This is a genomic window from Natronosporangium hydrolyticum (assembly GCF_016925615.1).
Classification (GTDB): Bacteria; Actinomycetota; Actinomycetes; order Mycobacteriales; family Micromonosporaceae; genus Natronosporangium; species Natronosporangium hydrolyticum.
In genome coordinates this window covers 5,538,431-5,553,941 of the sequence record NZ_CP070499.1, presented here as the reverse complement: position 1 = coordinate 5,553,941, position 15,511 = coordinate 5,538,431, and the positions used below count along the sequence as shown (strand labels likewise).

The window sequence follows — 15,511 nt, the reverse complement described above, 5'->3', positions numbered from 1 at the left end:
CATGCGTGAAGGAGCGCAGCGATGTATCTCACCCAGGTTCTTCACCAAGCTCTACAACAGGATCCGACGCGCCCGCTCACTGTCTACGGTGACCGGACTCGTACCGTGGCCGAGACCGTCGACCGAGTGTCGCGGCTGGCCAGCGCTCTGCGTGAACTCGGGGTCGGGCCCGATGACCGGGTCGCCATGCTGGGCCTGAACTCCGACTATTACCACGACTACCTGCTCGCGGTGCCGTGGGCGGACGCGGTGCTCAATCCGGTCAACTACCGGTGGAGCCCGGCCGAGATGTGTCACTCGCTGGCCGAGTCCGGTTGCCGGGTGCTGCTGGTGGGCGAGCACTTCGTCGATATCGTGCCGCAGTTACGGGAACGCTGTCCGGATCTGGCCACTGTGGTCTTCTACGGAGATGGGGACTGTCCGGAGGGCATGGTCGACGGCCGGCGGTTGGTCGCCGAGTCCACCCCGGTCCCGGACGCCCGCCGGGGCGGCGACGCGCTCTTCGGCATCTTCTACACCGGCGGCACCACCGGGCTGCCGAAGGGGGTGATGCTCAGTCACCAAGCGGTGCTGGTCAACGCGCTCGGGACCATGGCCACCGGGGAGTGGGGCAGTCACGACGGCCGGATGCTCCACGTAGCGCCCATGTTCCATCTGGCTGACATCTTCATCTGGCTGACCGGCATGATCAACCGGGCCACCCACGTGTTTCTCGCCAGCTTCACCCCGGCGGGCATCTTCGACGCGTTGGAACGGGAGCGGATCAACGATGTCCTGTTGGTCCCCACCATGCTGCAGGTGATGGTGGACAGCCCGGAGTTGGCCGGCCGCGACCTCTCGAGCGTGCGGCAGGTCACCTACGGCACCTCGCCGATGTCGGAGGCGCTGTTGGCCCAGGCGGGTGCGATGTTCCCGAACGCCCGCTTCGCCCAGGCGTACGGGATGACTGAGCTGGCGCCGGTAGCGACGGTGCTCACGCCGCGGGACCACGAGGACCCATCGCTGCGCCGGTCGGCTGGTCGGCCGGCGCCGCACTCCGAGGTCCGGATCGTGGACCCGGACGACGTGGAGGTGCCGCGCGGGTCGGTCGGCGAGATCGTGGCGCGGGGAGTGCACATGATGAGCGGCTACTGGAACCGCCCGGAGGAGACCGCCGCCGCACTCCGGGGCGGGTGGATGCACACCGGCGACGCCGGATACATGGACGATCGGGGATACGTCTTCGTGGTGGACCGCCTTAAAGACATGATTATCAGCGGTGGCGAGAACGTCTACTCGGCGGAGGTGGAGTTCGCCCTCAGCCGGCACCCCGCAGTAGCGGCATGCGCGGTGATCGGCGTACCGGATGCGCAGTGGGGCGAGCGGGTGCACGCGGTGGTCGTACCGGCTGCCGGCGCCGCACCCACCCTGGCGGAGCTACAGCAGTTCTGCCGGCAGCAGATCGCGGCCTACAAGCTGCCCCGAAGCCTGGAGACGACCGACGCGTTGCCGGTCTCCGGCGCCGGCAAGGTGCTCAAGCGGGTGCTGCGGGCGCAGCACTGGGCGGCGGCGGGGCGGCAGATCTGATGGGGCCGCTGGCTGGGGCTGAGGAGGTCGACGGACCGGGTGCGTCGACTCCGTACGCAGGGAGTGGTTACGGAGCCACCGGCGGCGTAATGTGATAGCCCTTTGGCAGGTAACCCTGGTGCTCGGAAGCGGACCGGAAGGCGGCTGATCGGGACCGATGACGCTTGAGCGCGCGGCGCCGCCCCGGGGCACCCGGCCCCGCAACCGTCGTGCCCTGATCATCGCCGCGGCTACCGACCTGTTCCAGGATTACGGCTATGACCAGGTGTCGATGAGCGACGTCGCGGCAGCGGTCAACGTCGCACCGTCCGCGCTCTACCGTCATTTCGCCGGTAAGCCACAACTCTTCACCGCGGCGCTGGTCGCGGAGATGACGCCGATCCGGGAACTGCTCGACCGATCGGCCGACGCCGAACTGATCGCCGTCGCCGAGCAGTTGGCGACCGCGGCGCTCGACCACAGCCGCCTGGGCCGGTTGTGGCAACGGGAGGCTCGCAGCCTGCCGCGTGACGACTACGCTCAGCTCCGGCGTGAGGTCACCGCCTCGGTGACCATGCTGGCCGACCTGGTAGCCGTCCGCCGTCCGGAGTTGTCCCGGGCGGACACCCGGATGCTGGCGGTCGCCACCTACTCGGCGTTGTGCAGCGTCTCCTACCACCCTGACGAGCTGCCGCGCGGTCAGTATGAGCAGCTGCTCAGCGAGGTGATTCTGCTGATCCTGCAGACCGGTCCGGCGCCGTCGGCCCCGTCGGCCCCGTCGGCCCCGTCGGCCGAACGGGAGCCGGCTGGTCTGCTGCCGGTGGCCCGGCGGGAGCGGCTGTTACGGGCGGCGACCACGCTCTTCGCCGAGCGGGGGTACTCGGCGGTCAGCATGGAGGAGATCGGCGCCGTAGCCGGCATCGCCGGCGGTAGCGTCTACTACCACTTCGACTCCAAACAGCAGCTGTTGGCGGCGGCACTCACCCGCGGCGACGAGTGGCTCCGGTACGACATGTACCGGGCGCTCCGGGGCGTCACCGACCCGGGCGAGGGTCTGCGCCGGCTGCTGCGGTCGTACATCGAGTTCGCGATGGACCACAGCACCTCGCTCGACCTGCTGGTCAGTGAGGCCACGCACCTCGCCGACGAGGTGCGATCGCTGATCAAACAGACCCAGCGTGACTACCTGGGTGAGTGGATCCAGCTGATTCGGTCCGGTTACCCGGCGATGAGCGAGGCCGAGGCGAAGGTCCGGGTGCACGCGGTGCTGACGATCGTGAACGACGCGGCCCGGACACCGTGGCTGCGCTCGCGACCCGGCGTACTGGCGACGCTGAACGAGGTGGGTAACGCGATGCTGCAGCCCCCTCCCCGGCGATCATGAGCCAGGTGACCGACACGCCCGGCGAGTCTGCTTACTAGCTCATGATCGGCCGGGGAGGGCGGTTGGCCATGGGGAGGGCGGCGGGGGGTTTGTGATGGCGACGACGGGGTAGCTGTCCGTTATGAGCGGAGTGAAGCGCGTCCTTGAGAAGACCGAGACGCTGGAACGCGTCGACCGCCCGGCGAGCGCGCTGCAGCGCTGGTGGCGACGGGTGTTCCCGGACGGTCGACCACTGGTGAGACACCTCAGCGGCGAATCGGCCGGGCATCCGCTGCATCCGGCGCTGGTGCTCGCGCCGGCCGGGGCGTGGATCTCCGCCAGCGTCCTCGACGCCATCCCGGGTCAGCAACGGGCAGCTCAGGCGATGGTCCTGACCGGCTTGCTGACCGCGATGCCGGCCGCCGCAGCCGGGGCGGTCGACTTCCGCAATCTCGACCAGCAGCAGCGCCGGGTGGGGTTCGTCCACTTCTTGGCCAACGCGACCGGCATCGTCTGCTACCTCGCCTCGTACCGGCATCGCACCCGCGGCAGCCACCTGGCCGGCCAGGTGTGGGGTTTGCTGGGCCTCTCCGCGGTCGGCGCCGGTGGGGCGCTCGGTGGGCATCTGTCCTACGCGTTGGGCGCCGGCGCCTACCGGTTCCGGCCAGAGTTGGCCGAGGCGGCGGCCGAAGCCGCCCCGAAGGCCGAGCGGGTCACCGCCGCCACCGGCTGAGCCGATCGGCGTACGAGGCCGGTTGCAACCGAGGAGGGTGAGCCTGTGAAGGCGGTTACCTGGCAGGGGAAGCGGCAGATTCGGGTCGAGGAGGTGCCGGATCCGGAGATCCAGCATCCGACCGACGCCATTGTGCGGGTGACCAGCAGCGGCATCTGCGGGTCAGATCTGCACCTCTACGAGGTGCTCTCGCCGTTCTTACGCCGGGGTGACATCCTCGGCCACGAGCCGATGGGCGTGGTGGAGGAGGTCGGGGCCGCCGCCCAGGACCACCTCCGGCCTGGCGATCGGGTGGTGGTGCCGTTCAACGTTTCCTGCGGTGAGTGTTGGATGTGCCGGCGGCGGCTCTACGCCCAGTGTGAAACCACGCAGAACCGTAGCCACGGCATGGGCGCGTCGCTGTTCGGCTACACCGAGCTGTACGGGCATGTGGACGGTGGCCAGGCCGAGTATCTCCGGGTGCCGTACGCCAACTTCGGGCCGATCAAGGTCCCGGATGGTCCGGCCGACGACCGCTTCCTGTACCTCTCGGACATCCTGCCCAGCGGTTGGCAGGCGGCCCGGTTCGCCGCGATCAGCGAAGGGTCGACGGTGGCCGTGTTCGGGCTGGGGCCGGTGGGCCAGTTCAGCGCGCGGGCGGCGTTGCAGCTCGGCGCCGCCCGGGTGTTCGGTGTGGACCTGGTGCCGGAGCGGTTGGCGATGGCGGCCCGGGCCGGCATTGAGGTGCTGGACGCGCAGCGGATCGACGACGTGCCCGAGGTGTTGCGGGAGCGGACCGGGGGTCGTGGGCCGGACAGTGTGATCGATGCGGTGGGGATGGAGTCGGCCGGTAACCCGGTGGCGAAGGTGGGCCAGCACGCCGCGTCGGTGCTGCCGGATTTCCTCGGCCGGCCGGCGGCGAAGAGCGCCGCGGTCGACCGGCTGCGGGCGTTGTCGGATGCGGTGGCGGCGGTACGCCGCGGCGGCACGGTCTCGATTATCGGCGTCTACAGCGGGGCGGTGGATCCGTTGCCGATGCGGGCCATGTTCGACAAGGGGATTCAGCTGCGGATGGGTCAGTGCCACGTCCGCCGGTGGGTGGATGAGCTGTTGCCGTTGGTGCTCGACGACTCCGATCCACTAGGGACGATGGATATGGCGAGTCACTATCTGCCGCTGGAGCAGGCCGCCCACGGGTACGAGATTTTCCAGAAGAAGCAGGAAGAGTGCACCAAGGTGCTGCTGCAGCCGGGGCGGGTGAGCCCCGAGGTGTACCCCGGGGGCCGGGGCGCGGCAGCGCTCACCGCGGTCTGAGCGTGCGCAGCACCGGGAGGAGGAGGTCATGCCGGGACGTGACGAGTTGCCGGACACCGTGCAGCGGTCACCGAAGAAGGCGCGCGACACCTGGGTCAAGGCACACGATTCGGCGGTCGAGACCTACGGCGAAGGGCGCCGGGCGCACCAGACCGCGTTCGCGGCGTTGAAGCACAGCTTCCAGAAGGTCGGCGACCACTGGGAGCCGAAGCGGGCGAAGGGGCCCAGCGACGAGCAGGCGAAGCGGGGGCGGGGGCAGCGGCCGGTCGCCACCGCCGGTGGGGTGGACGCCAACGCCTCCAAGCAGGACCTGCTGCAGGTGGCGAAGCGGCTGGAGGTCAGTGGCCGATCCCGGATGAGCAAGCCGGAGCTGGTCGAGGCGATCCAGCGAGCGAACGAACGGAGCACCCGCCGGGCCCGTCAGCGTTCATGATCGACTCCCGCGCGGGCCCGGCATCCGTGATAGGGATGACGGAGCGCGGCGCGGAAGGAGTCGATCATGGCAACGGCCCGGCGACCCCAGCTGGCAGACCTGGCGCGGCTACGCCTGCCCAGCCAGCCGGCGATCTCGCCGGACGGCGCCAGCGTGGTCTACACCATGCACTCGGTCGCGAGCGAGGCCGACGAGCGGCGCAGCGCACTGTGGCGGGTGGCTGCTGACGGCGGCGAGCCTACCCAGCTCACTTTCGGCACCGGCGACTCGTCGCCGGCCTGGGCCCCGGACGGCACCCAGTTGGCGTTCCTGCGCCGCCCGGCCGAAGGGGGTCCGGCGCAGCTGTGGCTGCTTCCGGCCGGGCCAGGCGAGCCCCGGCAGCTCACCAGCCTGCCCGGCGGCGCCGGCCCGGCGGTCTGGTCCCCGGACGGGAGCCGGATCGCCTTCACCGCCCTGGTCGACCAGGGGGAGCAGCCCGACCAACCGGACCACGCGCCGCTCGTCGCCGACCGGTTGCGGTACAAACTCGACGGTCAGGGCTGGTGGCGGGGCCGGCGGCGGCAGCTCTTCGTGGTCGACCTCGCCGACGGCGAGGCCAGGCAGGTCACCGAGGGGGACTGGCACGCCGGCACCCCGGCCTGGTCGCCCGATGGTGGCTCGCTCGCCTTCGCGACCAGCTTCCGGCCGGAGCACGACCTGTCCCGCCGGAAGTCCGAGGCGGTGGTGCTCGACCTGGGCACCGGTGAGCCCCGGGAGGTGTTCGCCGGCCACGTGGCCGCGGTGACCTGGGTTCCCGCCGGAGACGCGCTGATCGTGATCGGGGCGGCCGAGGTGCGGGTCGGCCACGACCAGCTGCTGCTGGTCCCGCTCGGCGAGGAGGCTGCGGGAGGGGTCCGGCAGCTGGCGCCGGAGCTGGACCGCAACGTCATGCCCGGCGGCCCGGGCTACCCCGGTGGACTGCCCCGATTCACCACCAACGGCCAGATCCTGCTCTTCTGCGCCCGGCACCACGGCTGCACCCAGCTCTACGCCCTCGACGGGGACCTCACCGGCCCGGCCCGGCTGGTGGCCGGTGGCGACGGGCGGGTGGTGGCGGCGCCGTCGGTGGCGGGGCAGACCGGCCGCTGTGCGGTCACCCTCGCCGGGCCGGCTTCGTTCGGCGAGGTGGCGCTGGCCGATCCGGGTTCCGGTGCGGTGACCGTCCTGACCGATCATTCGCTGCCCGGGGTGGCGCTGATCGAGCCCGAGGAGCGCTGGTTCGACGCCCCCGACGGCACCCGGGTGCAGGGGTGGCTGCTGCGCGACTCGGCCACGCGGACCCCGGCGCCGCTGCTGCTGGACATCCACGGCGGCCCGCACAACGCCTGGAACCCGGTGCCGAATCCGGGCCGGTTCTACTGGCAGCTGCTCGCCGCCCGGGGTTGGGCGGTGCTGCTGGTCAACCCGCGCGGCAGCGACGGGTACGGCGAGGAGTTCTTCACCGGCGCGGTGGGCGGCTGGGGGGTCGCTGACGAGCAGGACTTTCTCGCCCCGGTCGAGCAGTTGGTCGCGGCGGGGGTGGCCGACCCGGATCGGCTGGCGGTCACCGGCTACAGCTACGGCGGGTTCATGACCTGCTGGCTGACCACCCGGACCGACCGGTTCCGGGCGGCGGTGGTGGGCGCTCCGATCGCGGATGCGAGCAGCATGATCGGCACCTCCGACGCCGGCCACGTGATCGCCGAGTACGAGCTGACCGCGTTGCCGTGGCGCGACCCCGAGCTGCTCGCCGGCCAGTCGCCCTACCAGCGGGTCGGTGAAGTCACCGCGCCCACCCTGTTACTGCACGGAGCCGCGGACGACCGGTGCCCACCCGGCCAGTCCGAGCAGTGGTTCGCGGCGCTGCGGACGCGGGGGGTGCCGTCCCGGCTGGTGCTCTACCCGGGCGGTTCCCACCTGTTCCTGGCCAATGGTCGGCCGTCGCACGCGGTCGACTACTGCCAGCGGGTGGTGGACTGGGTCACCCGGCACACCGGCGCGGCACCGCGCCTGGCCGGCGACCGGTGGCAGCGGCGGCTGGCCGAGTTGAGCAATGAGTTCCGGGTGCCGGGGGCGGTGCTCGGGGTGCGCCGCGGCACCGACCGGACGGTCGTCGCCACCGGTGTAACCAATGTGGAGACCACGGTGCCGGTGACGCCGGAGACCCGGTTCCAGATCGGCTCGATCACCAAGCCGTTGACCGCCACCGCCGCCCTGCGCCTGGTCGACCAGGGCCGGCTCGACCTGGACAAACCGGTCGTCAACTACCTGCCGGAGCTGCGGCTGGCCGACCGCTCCGCCACCGGGCAGATCACGCTGCGGCACCTGCTCACCCACACCAGCGGCATCGACGGAGACCTCTTCCACGACTTCGGTCGCGGCGACGACTGCCTCGCCAGGTACGTCGCCGCGCTCGCCGAGGTGCCGCAGCTGCACGCACCCGGGGCCACCCTCTCCTACAGCAACAGCGGGTACGCGGTGGTGGGGCGACTGATCGAAGTAATCACCGGCCAGGTGTGGGACGAGGCGCTGCGGGAGCTGCTGCTCGACCCGGCCGGCCTGACCGGGGTCAGCACCCTGCCCGAGCAGGCGCTGCTGCACCGGGTGGCGGTGGGCCACGTCCACGAGGCGGACGAGCCGCTGCGGCGTACCGAGGTGTGGTCGTTGCCGCGCGCCACCGCCGCATTCGGCGGCACCCCCTGCGCCACCGCCGACGACCTGCTCACCTTCGCCGGCCTGCACCTCGACGCCGGGGTGACCACCGGCGGCGGCCGGCTACTCTCGGCCGAGCTGGTGGCGGCGATGCAGGCCGAACAGGCGCCGGTGCCCGGTGGCCACCAGGTCGCCGACTCCTGGGGGCTCGGCTGGTTCCGGGGCCCGGCCGGCGGCTCGGCGATGATCGGGCACAACGGCAGCACCCTGGGCCAGCACGCCTTCCTGCGGCTGTTGCCCGACCACGACCTGGCGGTCACCCTGCTGACCAACGGCGGGTTCGCCGCCGACCTGCATACGGTGCTGATCAGGGAACTGATCGAGGAGCTGACCGGGGTGCGGCTGCCGGACCCGGTGACCCCCAGCCCAGAATCGGCCAGCTCAGAACCGGCCACCGCCGACCTCGGCCGGTGGGCCGGGGTCTACCAGCGCACCGGCGTCCGGTACGAGGTCCGGGGCGATCAGCTCGTTACGGTCGTCGATCATCGGACCCCGGGGCTGGGCCGGCCGCCGACCGAGTTGACGTTGCACCCGGTCGATCCGGCGGCCGGGGTGTACGCGGTGCGGCTGCCCGGTGCGCGTACCTGGCAGGCGGTCAGCTTCTACCAGCTCCCCGACGGGGCCACCTACCTCCACAGTGGCCTGCGCGCCACCCCTCGCGTCGATTAGCCACGATTGCCGGGAACTGAACGGCGCGGCTGGCCGACTACCCGGTCGTGACCAAGCCACACCCCCACCTGCGGTACGCGTGGGCGGCGCTGGTGGGGGTGTTCGCCGCGACCGTGTTCGCGGCCGCGCCCGCCCACGCCCACGCGGTGCTGCTCGATAGCGACCCGGCCGACGGCGAGGTGTTCGCGGAGGCCCCCACCGAGGTCGTGCTGCACTTCAACGAACCGGTGGAGCCGCCGCCGGAGCCGCTGCGGGTCTTCGACGCCGACGGTGAGCGGGTCGACGCCGACGACGCCGGTCACGGGTCGGATCGAAGCATCCTGCGGGTGTCGCTGCCGGCCGATCTGCCCGACGGCGGGTACGTGGTGGCGTGGCGGGCGATCTCCGCCGACACCCACCCGGTCAGCGGGTCGTTCACCTTCGTCGTCGGCGACCCGGCCGTAGTCGACCAGGCCACCATCGCGCCGCCGCCGGACACGCCGGCCGGCTGGGGCGCAGCGGCGGCGGCCGGCCGCTGGCTCACCTATGCGGGGACGCTGCTGGCGGTCGGCGGCGCGGTCTTCCTGCTCTTCGTCCACGACCGGGCCCCGGCAGAGCGGCGGCCACTGACCAGAATCGTCGGCTGGGCGGTAGCGGCGGGCGCCGCGGGCAGCCTGGTCGCGATCCCGCTCTACGCGGCGGTCAGCAGCGGCGCCGGTGGGCAGGCGCTCCTCGACGAGCAGCTGCTCGCCGGCGCGGTCAGCTCGGCGACCGGGGCGAGCGCCCTGCTGCGCCTCGCCGCGCTGGCGGTACTGCTGCTCGGGGTGGCCGGGCTGGGCATCGTCTCCTGGGCCGGCCCGCTCGCGGTCGCCGGCGGAGTCGGGGCGCTCGGCTCGTTCCTGTTCGCCGGCCACACCTACACCGCGGAGCCGCGGGCGCTGATCTGGGCGTCGAACCTGTCCCACACCGCCGCGGCGGCGGTCTGGCTCGGCGGTCTGGTCCTCCTCGGCCTGGTGCTGCACCTGCGGCGGCGGGCCGGCGGGGAGGCGAGCGGCGGAGCGGCCATGGTGGCGCGGTTCTCGACCCTCGCCGCCGCCAGCGTGCTGGTGGTGACCGTGGGCGGGATCGCCCTCGGCTGGGCGGAGATCCGTACCCTCAGCGGGCTCACCGGCACCTCGTACGGCTGGCTGCTGCTGGCGAAGGTCGGCCTGGTCGCCGCGGTGGTCGCGCTCGGCGGGTACAACCGCCGCTGGCTGGTGCCGGCGGTGCGGCAGGGCGGCCAGCAGGCGTGGCAGCGGCTCACCAGGACCGTGCGGGTCGAGGCGGCGGTGATCCTGGTCGGCGTGCTCGCGCTCACCGCGGTGCTGGTCAACACCGTCCCCGCCCGTACTCAGCAGGCGCTCGATGAGGCGGCAGCCGCCGCCGAGCCCTATCAGGAGACCCACCCGCTGGGGCCGGAGTACCAGGTGGAGCTCACCGTGGACCCGGCGGTCGCCGGCGACAACCAGGTGACGGTGGAGTTGCTGGATGAGGCCGGCGACCCGGTGTCGCTGGAGGTGCCGGCGGAGCTGCAGTTCAGCCTCCCGGAGGCCGAGATCGACCGGATCAGCCGGGAGCCGGAGCCGGCGGGGCCGGGCAGCTGGGAGCACTCCGGCGGCGAACTCTCGATCGCGGGTGACTGGGAGATCGAGATCCGAGTCCTGGTCGACGAGTTCGAACGAATCACCACCGTGGTCACGGTGCCGGTCGCGGACGCCGGCACCGGTGTTGATCACGATCACCACCCGTAGCGTCCGCTGCAACCAGAAGAGAGAAGAGTATGTCCACTGTGATACGTCGGGGCGGGATCGCTATCGCCGCGACCGGAGTGCTGCTGGCGGCGCTCGCCGCACCTGCGGCCGCCCACGTGACCGCCGACCCGAACGAGGTCAGCTCCGGGTACGCCACCAGCCTGCTGCGGGTGCCGCACGGATGTGACGGCGAGGCCACCACCGCGATCCGGGTCCAGGTGCCCGACGGGATCGAGAACCTCCGCCCCCAGCAGGTCGGCGGCTGGGAGATCGAGATCAGCGACGACGAGATCGCCTGGGTGGGCGGCGATCTGCCGGACACCGAGTTCCAGGAGTTCGGCATCAACTTCCGGGTGCTCGACGACGCACCGGAGATCTTGTGGTTCCCCACCATCCAGGAGTGCGGCGACACTGAGCACCGGTGGATCGACATCCCCGAGACCCTCGACGGGTGGGGCGCGCTCGACGAGCCCGCACCTTACGTGATCAACAGCGTGAGCGGCGGAGCCAGCGACGAGGACCACGGCGACGAAGCCGACGACGCGGCCGACCAGGATGCGGCCAGCAACGAGAGCGACAACGGGGAGACCGACGAGGCGGCCGGCGAGACCGGCGGCGGCACCGACGCGGTCGCGGTGATCGCACTGGTAGCCGCGCTCGCAGCGCTCGCCACCGGGGTCGCCGCGCTGGTCACCGGCCGGCGCCGGGGCAGCACCGGCAGCTGACCGCTCTCGCGGAGGTCTCGCCGGCCAGACCTGGTCAGCCGGCGAGACCGCCCGCGGCGCCCGACCCGCGCCCCGGCCGCGAACCGTGGCCCTGCATCGCCACCACCAGGTCCTCGCGGGCCCGCGCCACCCGGGACCGGACGGTGCCGATCGGGCAGTCGCAGACCTCGGCCGCCTCCGCGTACGACAGGCCCAGCACCTGGGTGGCGATGAACGCCAGCCGCCGCTCCTCGGTCAGCCCGGCCAGCAGCTCCCGCAGCGCCACCTGCTCCTCGAACCGGGGGCTGGTCACCACCGCGTCGACCGCCGCGTCGACATCGGCCACCTCCGCCCGGCGGGGACGCGCCGCCGCGGCGCGCAGATGGTCGGCGGCGACCCGGCGGGCGATCGAGTACAGCCAGGTGCGGGCGGAGGAACGGGCGGCGAACCGGGGGAGCGCCTTCATCGCCCGCAGGTAGGTCTCCTGCGCCAGATCCTCGGCCTCGCGCGGGTGGACCAGGTGCGCCAGGAACCGGTGCACCTGCTGTTGGGTGGCCCGCACAAAGGCAGCGGCGGCCGCCTGATCACCCGCCTTAGCCGCGAGCGCCAGATTGGTGATGGTCACTTCGTCCGCTGCCATGACATGCAGGTTACCTACTGGTGTCCCGGCTCCCCTACCCCCTAGGGGAACTTCGTGGCGCCGGTGACCGACTATGGGACCGTGGGCTGCGAGCAGTATCGGGAGGCGTTGTCGGCGCGGCTGGACGGCGAGGCCGAGCCAGTGCCGGCGGCAGCGACAGACGCGCACCTGGCCGGATGCCCGGCGTGCCGCGCGTGGGAACAGTCCGCCGCGGCGGTGACCCGGCTGATCCGGACCGGGCCAGCGAAGGCGGCGCCGGACCTGGCGGATCGGGTGGTGTCCGCTGCGCCGGGCCGTTGGCGGAGCCGGGCGGCGGTGCTGTTGCGGGTCGCGTTGGGCGCGATCGGCACCGTGCAGTTGATCCTGGGCCTGCTGCAGTTGACGACGTTGCGGCCGGCCGGCGAGTCCCATGCCCACGGCACCACCGTCGACGGGGCAACCGCCGGACACCTGTGGCACGAGTCGGCGGCGTGGAACGTGGCGGTGGGCGCGGCGTTCGTGTGGGTGGCGGCCCGGCGTGGCCGCCCGACCGGGATCGTGCCGATCCTCACCGTCTTCATCGCGATGCTGGTGGTCCTGAGCGCGGCGGACATCTGGGCAGGTCGGGTCGAGCCGGCGCGGCTGGCCAGCCACGTCTTCGTGATCGCCGGCTACCTGATCGTGCTGGCGTTGAGCCGCCGCGCGCTGGATCTGACTCCGCCGGGCAGCGTCGTCGGTGAGGCGGGGCAGCGGGAAGCGGCCGAACCGGACGCACCCCGGCCGGCGAAGGGGGAGGGCGCCGCCCAGTCGGCCGACGGTGTGGTGATCCCCTTCCCGGGCCGACCCGATCGAGGGCAACCGGCAGCGGAAGCACGCTGGCCCCACGCCGCCTAAGCCGCTCCCACGCGCTCGTACCCCGCACGCCCTAGCCCTCGCACGCCCTAGCCCCCGCGCCTTGGTTGGGCAGGGAGGGATCTTGCGTACGGATAAGTCCGACATTCCGGCATGCAAGATCCCTCCCCAGCCAACCAAGGCGCGGGGGCTCGCGTCGAGCGCCGCGGCCGTCACGACCCCGTACGCACGAAGGGGCAGTGCCGGCAGCCGCTGCCGCAGCAGCGACCCTGGTCGGCCAGGTAGCGGGCGGTAAGCGCGAACAAGCCGGTCGCAGGGTCCAGGTAGCCGCTCGCACCAGCGGCGAGCGCCGCCGAGTGCGCGGCGAGGATCTCCGCCCGGCGGGGGTGATCGGGCGACAAGCGGCTGGGGTGTGGCTCGGTCAACGGTCGCGGCGCCAGCCGTGCCCGGGCCGGCTGCCGCGAATCCTCCGCCACGCGGGCAACCCTAGCCGGGGAAAGAGCGGTCAGCTGGCAGCTGTGGCCGACGCGACCGCCTGTGCCAGTGCGGTATGTCAGCGAAAACCGTTCGTCGAGCGTCCCTACCCGTCCCTATCCTCGGCGCATGGTGATCCGGGTGGCGCCCGACCTAGCCGACGACGGGTTTCGATGGTCGGCGTACGCGGATGACCAGCGGGCCGGAGCGATGGCCAATCGGGCGGCGAACCGGGTGGCGCGGCGGGCCGGCGCGGTCCGGATCGGCGGGGGAAGCTATCTGCGCTGGCAGCGTCCCGAGCTGGTGGCGACGTGACGCTTGACCCGCAGGAAGGGATCGACGCGGCGGGGTACCTCACCACCGGCGCAGCGCTGGACCGGGTCCGGCCACCCTTTGCCGCAGTGCTCTCCGACGCGGTGGACACCCTCACCACCGAGCTGGGTAGCTGGCTACACGGTCTCTATCTGTACGGCAGCGTCGCTACTGGACAGGCGCGGCCAGCCGTGTCTGATCTGGATCTCCTGGTCGTCGTCACCGAGTCGGCCGCGCTGGCGCGCTGCCGGGAGCTGGCTGCGCTGCTATCGCAGCGGCACCGGGAGATAGTCAGTGCGGTAGGGGTCTCGGCCGGGCTGCTGTCGGAGGTGACCGCGCCGGGGCCGGCAGGGCGCGCCGACCGGTGTTTCCTGAAGCACTACTGCGTCCCGGTCAGCGGGGTGGACCTGCGTCCGGAGTTTCCGCGGTGCCGGCCTGATCGGGAGTTGGCCCGGGAGTTCATCGGCGACCTCGACCGGATCGTCGGGCGGCTGCGGGCGCAGCTGCAGGCAGCCACGAGCGAGTCCGAAGTAGCGGCGGCGACGGCCGCGGCGGCGCGGCGGCTGTGGCAGGTGGCCGCGGTGCTCTACTCGGCCGCGGAGGGTGGCTGGAGCACCGACCGGGGCACCGGCGCCGCGTTCTTCGCCGAGCGCTATCCGGAGGCGGCCGCCGCCGTCTCCTCGCTGCTGCCAGACCACCCTGCGGCAACCAGTTCTGCGGTGGCGATCTCCATGGTGGACCGGGTGGCGGAGCAGTTGCAGCAGGATCTTCAACGGCTGATGGATGCCGGGCCCGCCGCGCCGAGGAGGCCTGGGCGCGGCGGGAATCGGGCGCGCTAAGGTCGGGGGGTGAGCGATGCCAGTGGCCCGGGCCCCGCGCCCGGAGTCTCCGAAGAGCAGTTGCGTGAATATCTCCAGCAGCTGCGGTCCGCACCAGTCGATCAGGTCTTCGCTGAGGTGCTCAGCGGGCTGCTCAACGCGGCCCAGGCCAAGTTAGGCAGGCGGGATGGGCGGCTGCTGATCGATGTCGCCGCCGTGGCGGTGGAGCACGCCCGCCCCTACCTCTCCCCCGACCTGCTCGGCCAGCTCGACCCGGCGTTCCAGCAGCTGCAGGTGGAGCAGGCCCGGGCCGAGGAGGCGGTGGCCCAGCAGCCCGGGGCGGAGCCGAACGACCTCGCCGAGGCGCCCGGTTCGCCGGCGGGCGAGGCCGGTCCGGGTGCTGCGGCGCCACCCCGGCCGCAGGGGTCGCCGAGCTCCGGGTTGTGGGTGCCCGGCCGCTGAGCCGAGCCGCGATGGTCATATCCGGCGACTAGGGTGGCGCCATGCCGCGCACCGCCAGGAAGCCATCGCCCCGCCCACCCGCCAGCGCCAACCTGCCGGCGACCCTGCCGGCGGCCACGCTGGTCGATCATGACCTCGAAGACGAGGCGAGCTTCGACCGGCTTGAGTTCGGGCTGGCGCTGCCGGATCGGCACGCCGAGGCGGTGGAGTTCACCGAGTGCCGGTTCGCCCGTGCCGATCTCAGCGACTGCCGGCTGCCGAAGCTGCGGCTGCGCGACAGCGAGGTGACCGGCAGCAACCTGGCCAACCTGCAGGCCGAGCAGGCGACCCTGTTGCGCAGCGGTCTGGCGAAGAGCCGGATCACCGGGCTGCAGCTCCACGATGGGGTGCTGCGGGACGTCCTGGTCACCGACTGCCGGGCGGACCTGACCTCGTGGCGGTTCAGCTCCTTCACCCATGTCCGGTTCGAGCGGTGCCTGCTGGCTCGCGCCGATTTCTCGTACGCGAGGTTGGGCGGGGTCGAGTTCGTCGACTGCGACCTGACCGGTGCCCAGTTTTCCCACGCTGAGATGACCGGCGCCCGATTCCGCAGGTGTGAGCTCGCCGGCATCGGCGGCGTGACCAGTTTCGCCGGCGTCACGATGAGCGGGCAGGATCTGCTCGCCCTTTCGTACACGCTCGCCGGCGCGCTCGGGATCGAGTTGGCCGACGACGACGCTACGATCACCGACTGAC

At 72.2% G+C, this 15,511-nt stretch carries 15 protein-coding genes; 13 read left to right on the top strand and 2 right to left on the bottom strand.

From position 1 onward, the window contains the following. Positions 1-21 precede the first annotated feature (21 nt). From JQS43_RS25240 to JQS43_RS25205, 8 genes are all read left to right on the top strand, one after another. Positions 22-1,566, top strand: a complete 1,545-nt coding sequence (locus JQS43_RS25240; protein ID WP_239676855.1) for a long-chain-fatty-acid--CoA ligase — start codon at positions 22-24, stop codon at positions 1,564-1,566. 157 nt (positions 1,567-1,723) lie between these two features. Next, positions 1,724-2,929 (top strand): TetR/AcrR family transcriptional regulator, encoded by a 1,206-nt coding sequence (locus JQS43_RS25235; protein WP_239676854.1) that lies wholly within the window; start codon positions 1,724-1,726, stop codon positions 2,927-2,929. A gap of 121 nt (positions 2,930-3,050) precedes the next feature. After that, positions 3,051-3,641, top strand: coding sequence for a DUF2231 domain-containing protein (locus tag JQS43_RS25230; RefSeq protein ID WP_239676853.1), 591 nt, complete (start codon positions 3,051-3,053; stop codon positions 3,639-3,641). A 45-nt stretch (positions 3,642-3,686) separates the two neighbouring features. After that, on the top strand, positions 3,687-4,934 hold the full coding sequence (locus JQS43_RS25225) for a zinc-dependent alcohol dehydrogenase (protein WP_239676852.1): 1,248 nt from the start codon (positions 3,687-3,689) through the stop codon (positions 4,932-4,934). 28 nt (positions 4,935-4,962) lie between these two features. Further along, positions 4,963-5,367 (top strand): ChaB family protein, encoded by a 405-nt coding sequence (locus JQS43_RS25220; protein WP_239676851.1) that lies wholly within the window; start codon positions 4,963-4,965, stop codon positions 5,365-5,367. A gap of 66 nt (positions 5,368-5,433) precedes the next feature. After that, on the top strand, positions 5,434-8,766 hold the full coding sequence (locus JQS43_RS25215) for a serine hydrolase (RefSeq protein ID WP_239676850.1): 3,333 nt from the start codon (positions 5,434-5,436) through the stop codon (positions 8,764-8,766). Positions 8,767-8,813: 47 nt separating this feature from the next. Further along, positions 8,814-10,535: a copper resistance CopC/CopD family protein gene (locus JQS43_RS25210; protein ID WP_239676849.1), complete on the top strand. Its 1,722-nt coding sequence runs from the start codon at positions 8,814-8,816 to the stop codon at positions 10,533-10,535. Positions 10,536-10,564: 29 nt separating this feature from the next. Continuing rightward, positions 10,565-11,260, top strand: a complete 696-nt coding sequence (locus JQS43_RS25205; protein ID WP_239676848.1) for a YcnI family protein — start codon at positions 10,565-10,567, stop codon at positions 11,258-11,260. A 34-nt stretch (positions 11,261-11,294) separates the two neighbouring features. On the opposite strand, the gene JQS43_RS25200 is transcribed toward JQS43_RS25205, so the two are convergent. Continuing rightward, positions 11,295-11,879, bottom strand: a complete 585-nt coding sequence (locus tag JQS43_RS25200) for a sigma-70 family RNA polymerase sigma factor (RefSeq protein ID WP_239676847.1) — start codon at positions 11,877-11,879, stop codon at positions 11,295-11,297. Between the two features lie 63 nt (positions 11,880-11,942). On the opposite strand from JQS43_RS25200, the gene JQS43_RS25195 reads away from it, so the two are divergent. Next, positions 11,943-12,752: a zf-HC2 domain-containing protein gene (locus JQS43_RS25195; RefSeq protein WP_239676846.1), complete on the top strand. Its 810-nt coding sequence runs from the start codon at positions 11,943-11,945 to the stop codon at positions 12,750-12,752. A 170-nt stretch (positions 12,753-12,922) separates the two neighbouring features. Here JQS43_RS25195 and JQS43_RS25190 read toward each other — a convergent pair whose 3' ends face one another. Continuing rightward, the gene (locus JQS43_RS25190) at positions 12,923-13,186 is read right to left on the bottom strand and encodes a DUF5522 domain-containing protein (protein ID WP_239676845.1); all 264 of its coding nucleotides are present in this window, start codon (positions 13,184-13,186) and stop codon (positions 12,923-12,925) included. 127 nt (positions 13,187-13,313) lie between these two features. Here JQS43_RS25190 and JQS43_RS25185 point away from each other — a divergent pair, with 127 nt between their 5' ends. From JQS43_RS25185 to JQS43_RS25170, 4 genes are read left to right on the top strand one after another with little or no spacing between them, the layout of a single operon-like run. Continuing rightward, positions 13,314-13,499, top strand: coding sequence for a hypothetical protein (locus tag JQS43_RS25185; RefSeq protein WP_239676844.1), 186 nt, complete (start codon positions 13,314-13,316; stop codon positions 13,497-13,499). Beyond that, positions 13,496-14,335: a nucleotidyltransferase domain-containing protein gene (locus JQS43_RS25180; RefSeq protein ID WP_239676843.1), complete on the top strand. Its 840-nt coding sequence runs from the start codon at positions 13,496-13,498 to the stop codon at positions 14,333-14,335. Before JQS43_RS25185 ends, JQS43_RS25180 begins: the two co-directional genes overlap by 4 nt. A 9-nt stretch (positions 14,336-14,344) precedes the next feature. Continuing rightward, on the top strand, positions 14,345-14,776 hold the full coding sequence (locus tag JQS43_RS25175; protein WP_239676842.1) for a hypothetical protein: 432 nt from the start codon (positions 14,345-14,347) through the stop codon (positions 14,774-14,776). Between the two features lie 41 nt (positions 14,777-14,817). Continuing rightward, the gene (locus JQS43_RS25170) at positions 14,818-15,510 is read left to right on the top strand and encodes a pentapeptide repeat-containing protein (protein WP_239676841.1); all 693 of its coding nucleotides are present in this window, start codon (positions 14,818-14,820) and stop codon (positions 15,508-15,510) included. Position 15,511: the final 1 nt, after the last annotated feature.

Coding starts and splice junctions, on each gene's coding strand:
- JQS43_RS25240 (WP_239676855.1), top strand. CDS start 22: ATGTATCTCACCCAGGTTCTTCACCAAGCTCTACAACAGGATCCGACG.
- JQS43_RS25170 (WP_239676841.1), top strand. CDS start 14,818: ATGCCGCGCACCGCCAGGAAGCCATCGCCCCGCCCACCCGCCAGCGCC.
- JQS43_RS25215 (WP_239676850.1), top strand. CDS start 5,434: ATGGCAACGGCCCGGCGACCCCAGCTGGCAGACCTGGCGCGGCTACGC.
- JQS43_RS25200 (WP_239676847.1), bottom strand. CDS start 11,879: ATGGCAGCGGACGAAGTGACCATCACCAATCTGGCGCTCGCGGCTAAG.
- JQS43_RS25235 (WP_239676854.1), top strand. CDS start 1,724: ATGACGCTTGAGCGCGCGGCGCCGCCCCGGGGCACCCGGCCCCGCAAC.
- JQS43_RS25185 (WP_239676844.1), top strand. CDS start 13,314: ATGGTGATCCGGGTGGCGCCCGACCTAGCCGACGACGGGTTTCGATGG.
- JQS43_RS25205 (WP_239676848.1), top strand. CDS start 10,565: ATGTCCACTGTGATACGTCGGGGCGGGATCGCTATCGCCGCGACCGGA.
- JQS43_RS25230 (WP_239676853.1), top strand. CDS start 3,051: ATGAGCGGAGTGAAGCGCGTCCTTGAGAAGACCGAGACGCTGGAACGC.
- JQS43_RS25220 (WP_239676851.1), top strand. CDS start 4,963: ATGCCGGGACGTGACGAGTTGCCGGACACCGTGCAGCGGTCACCGAAG.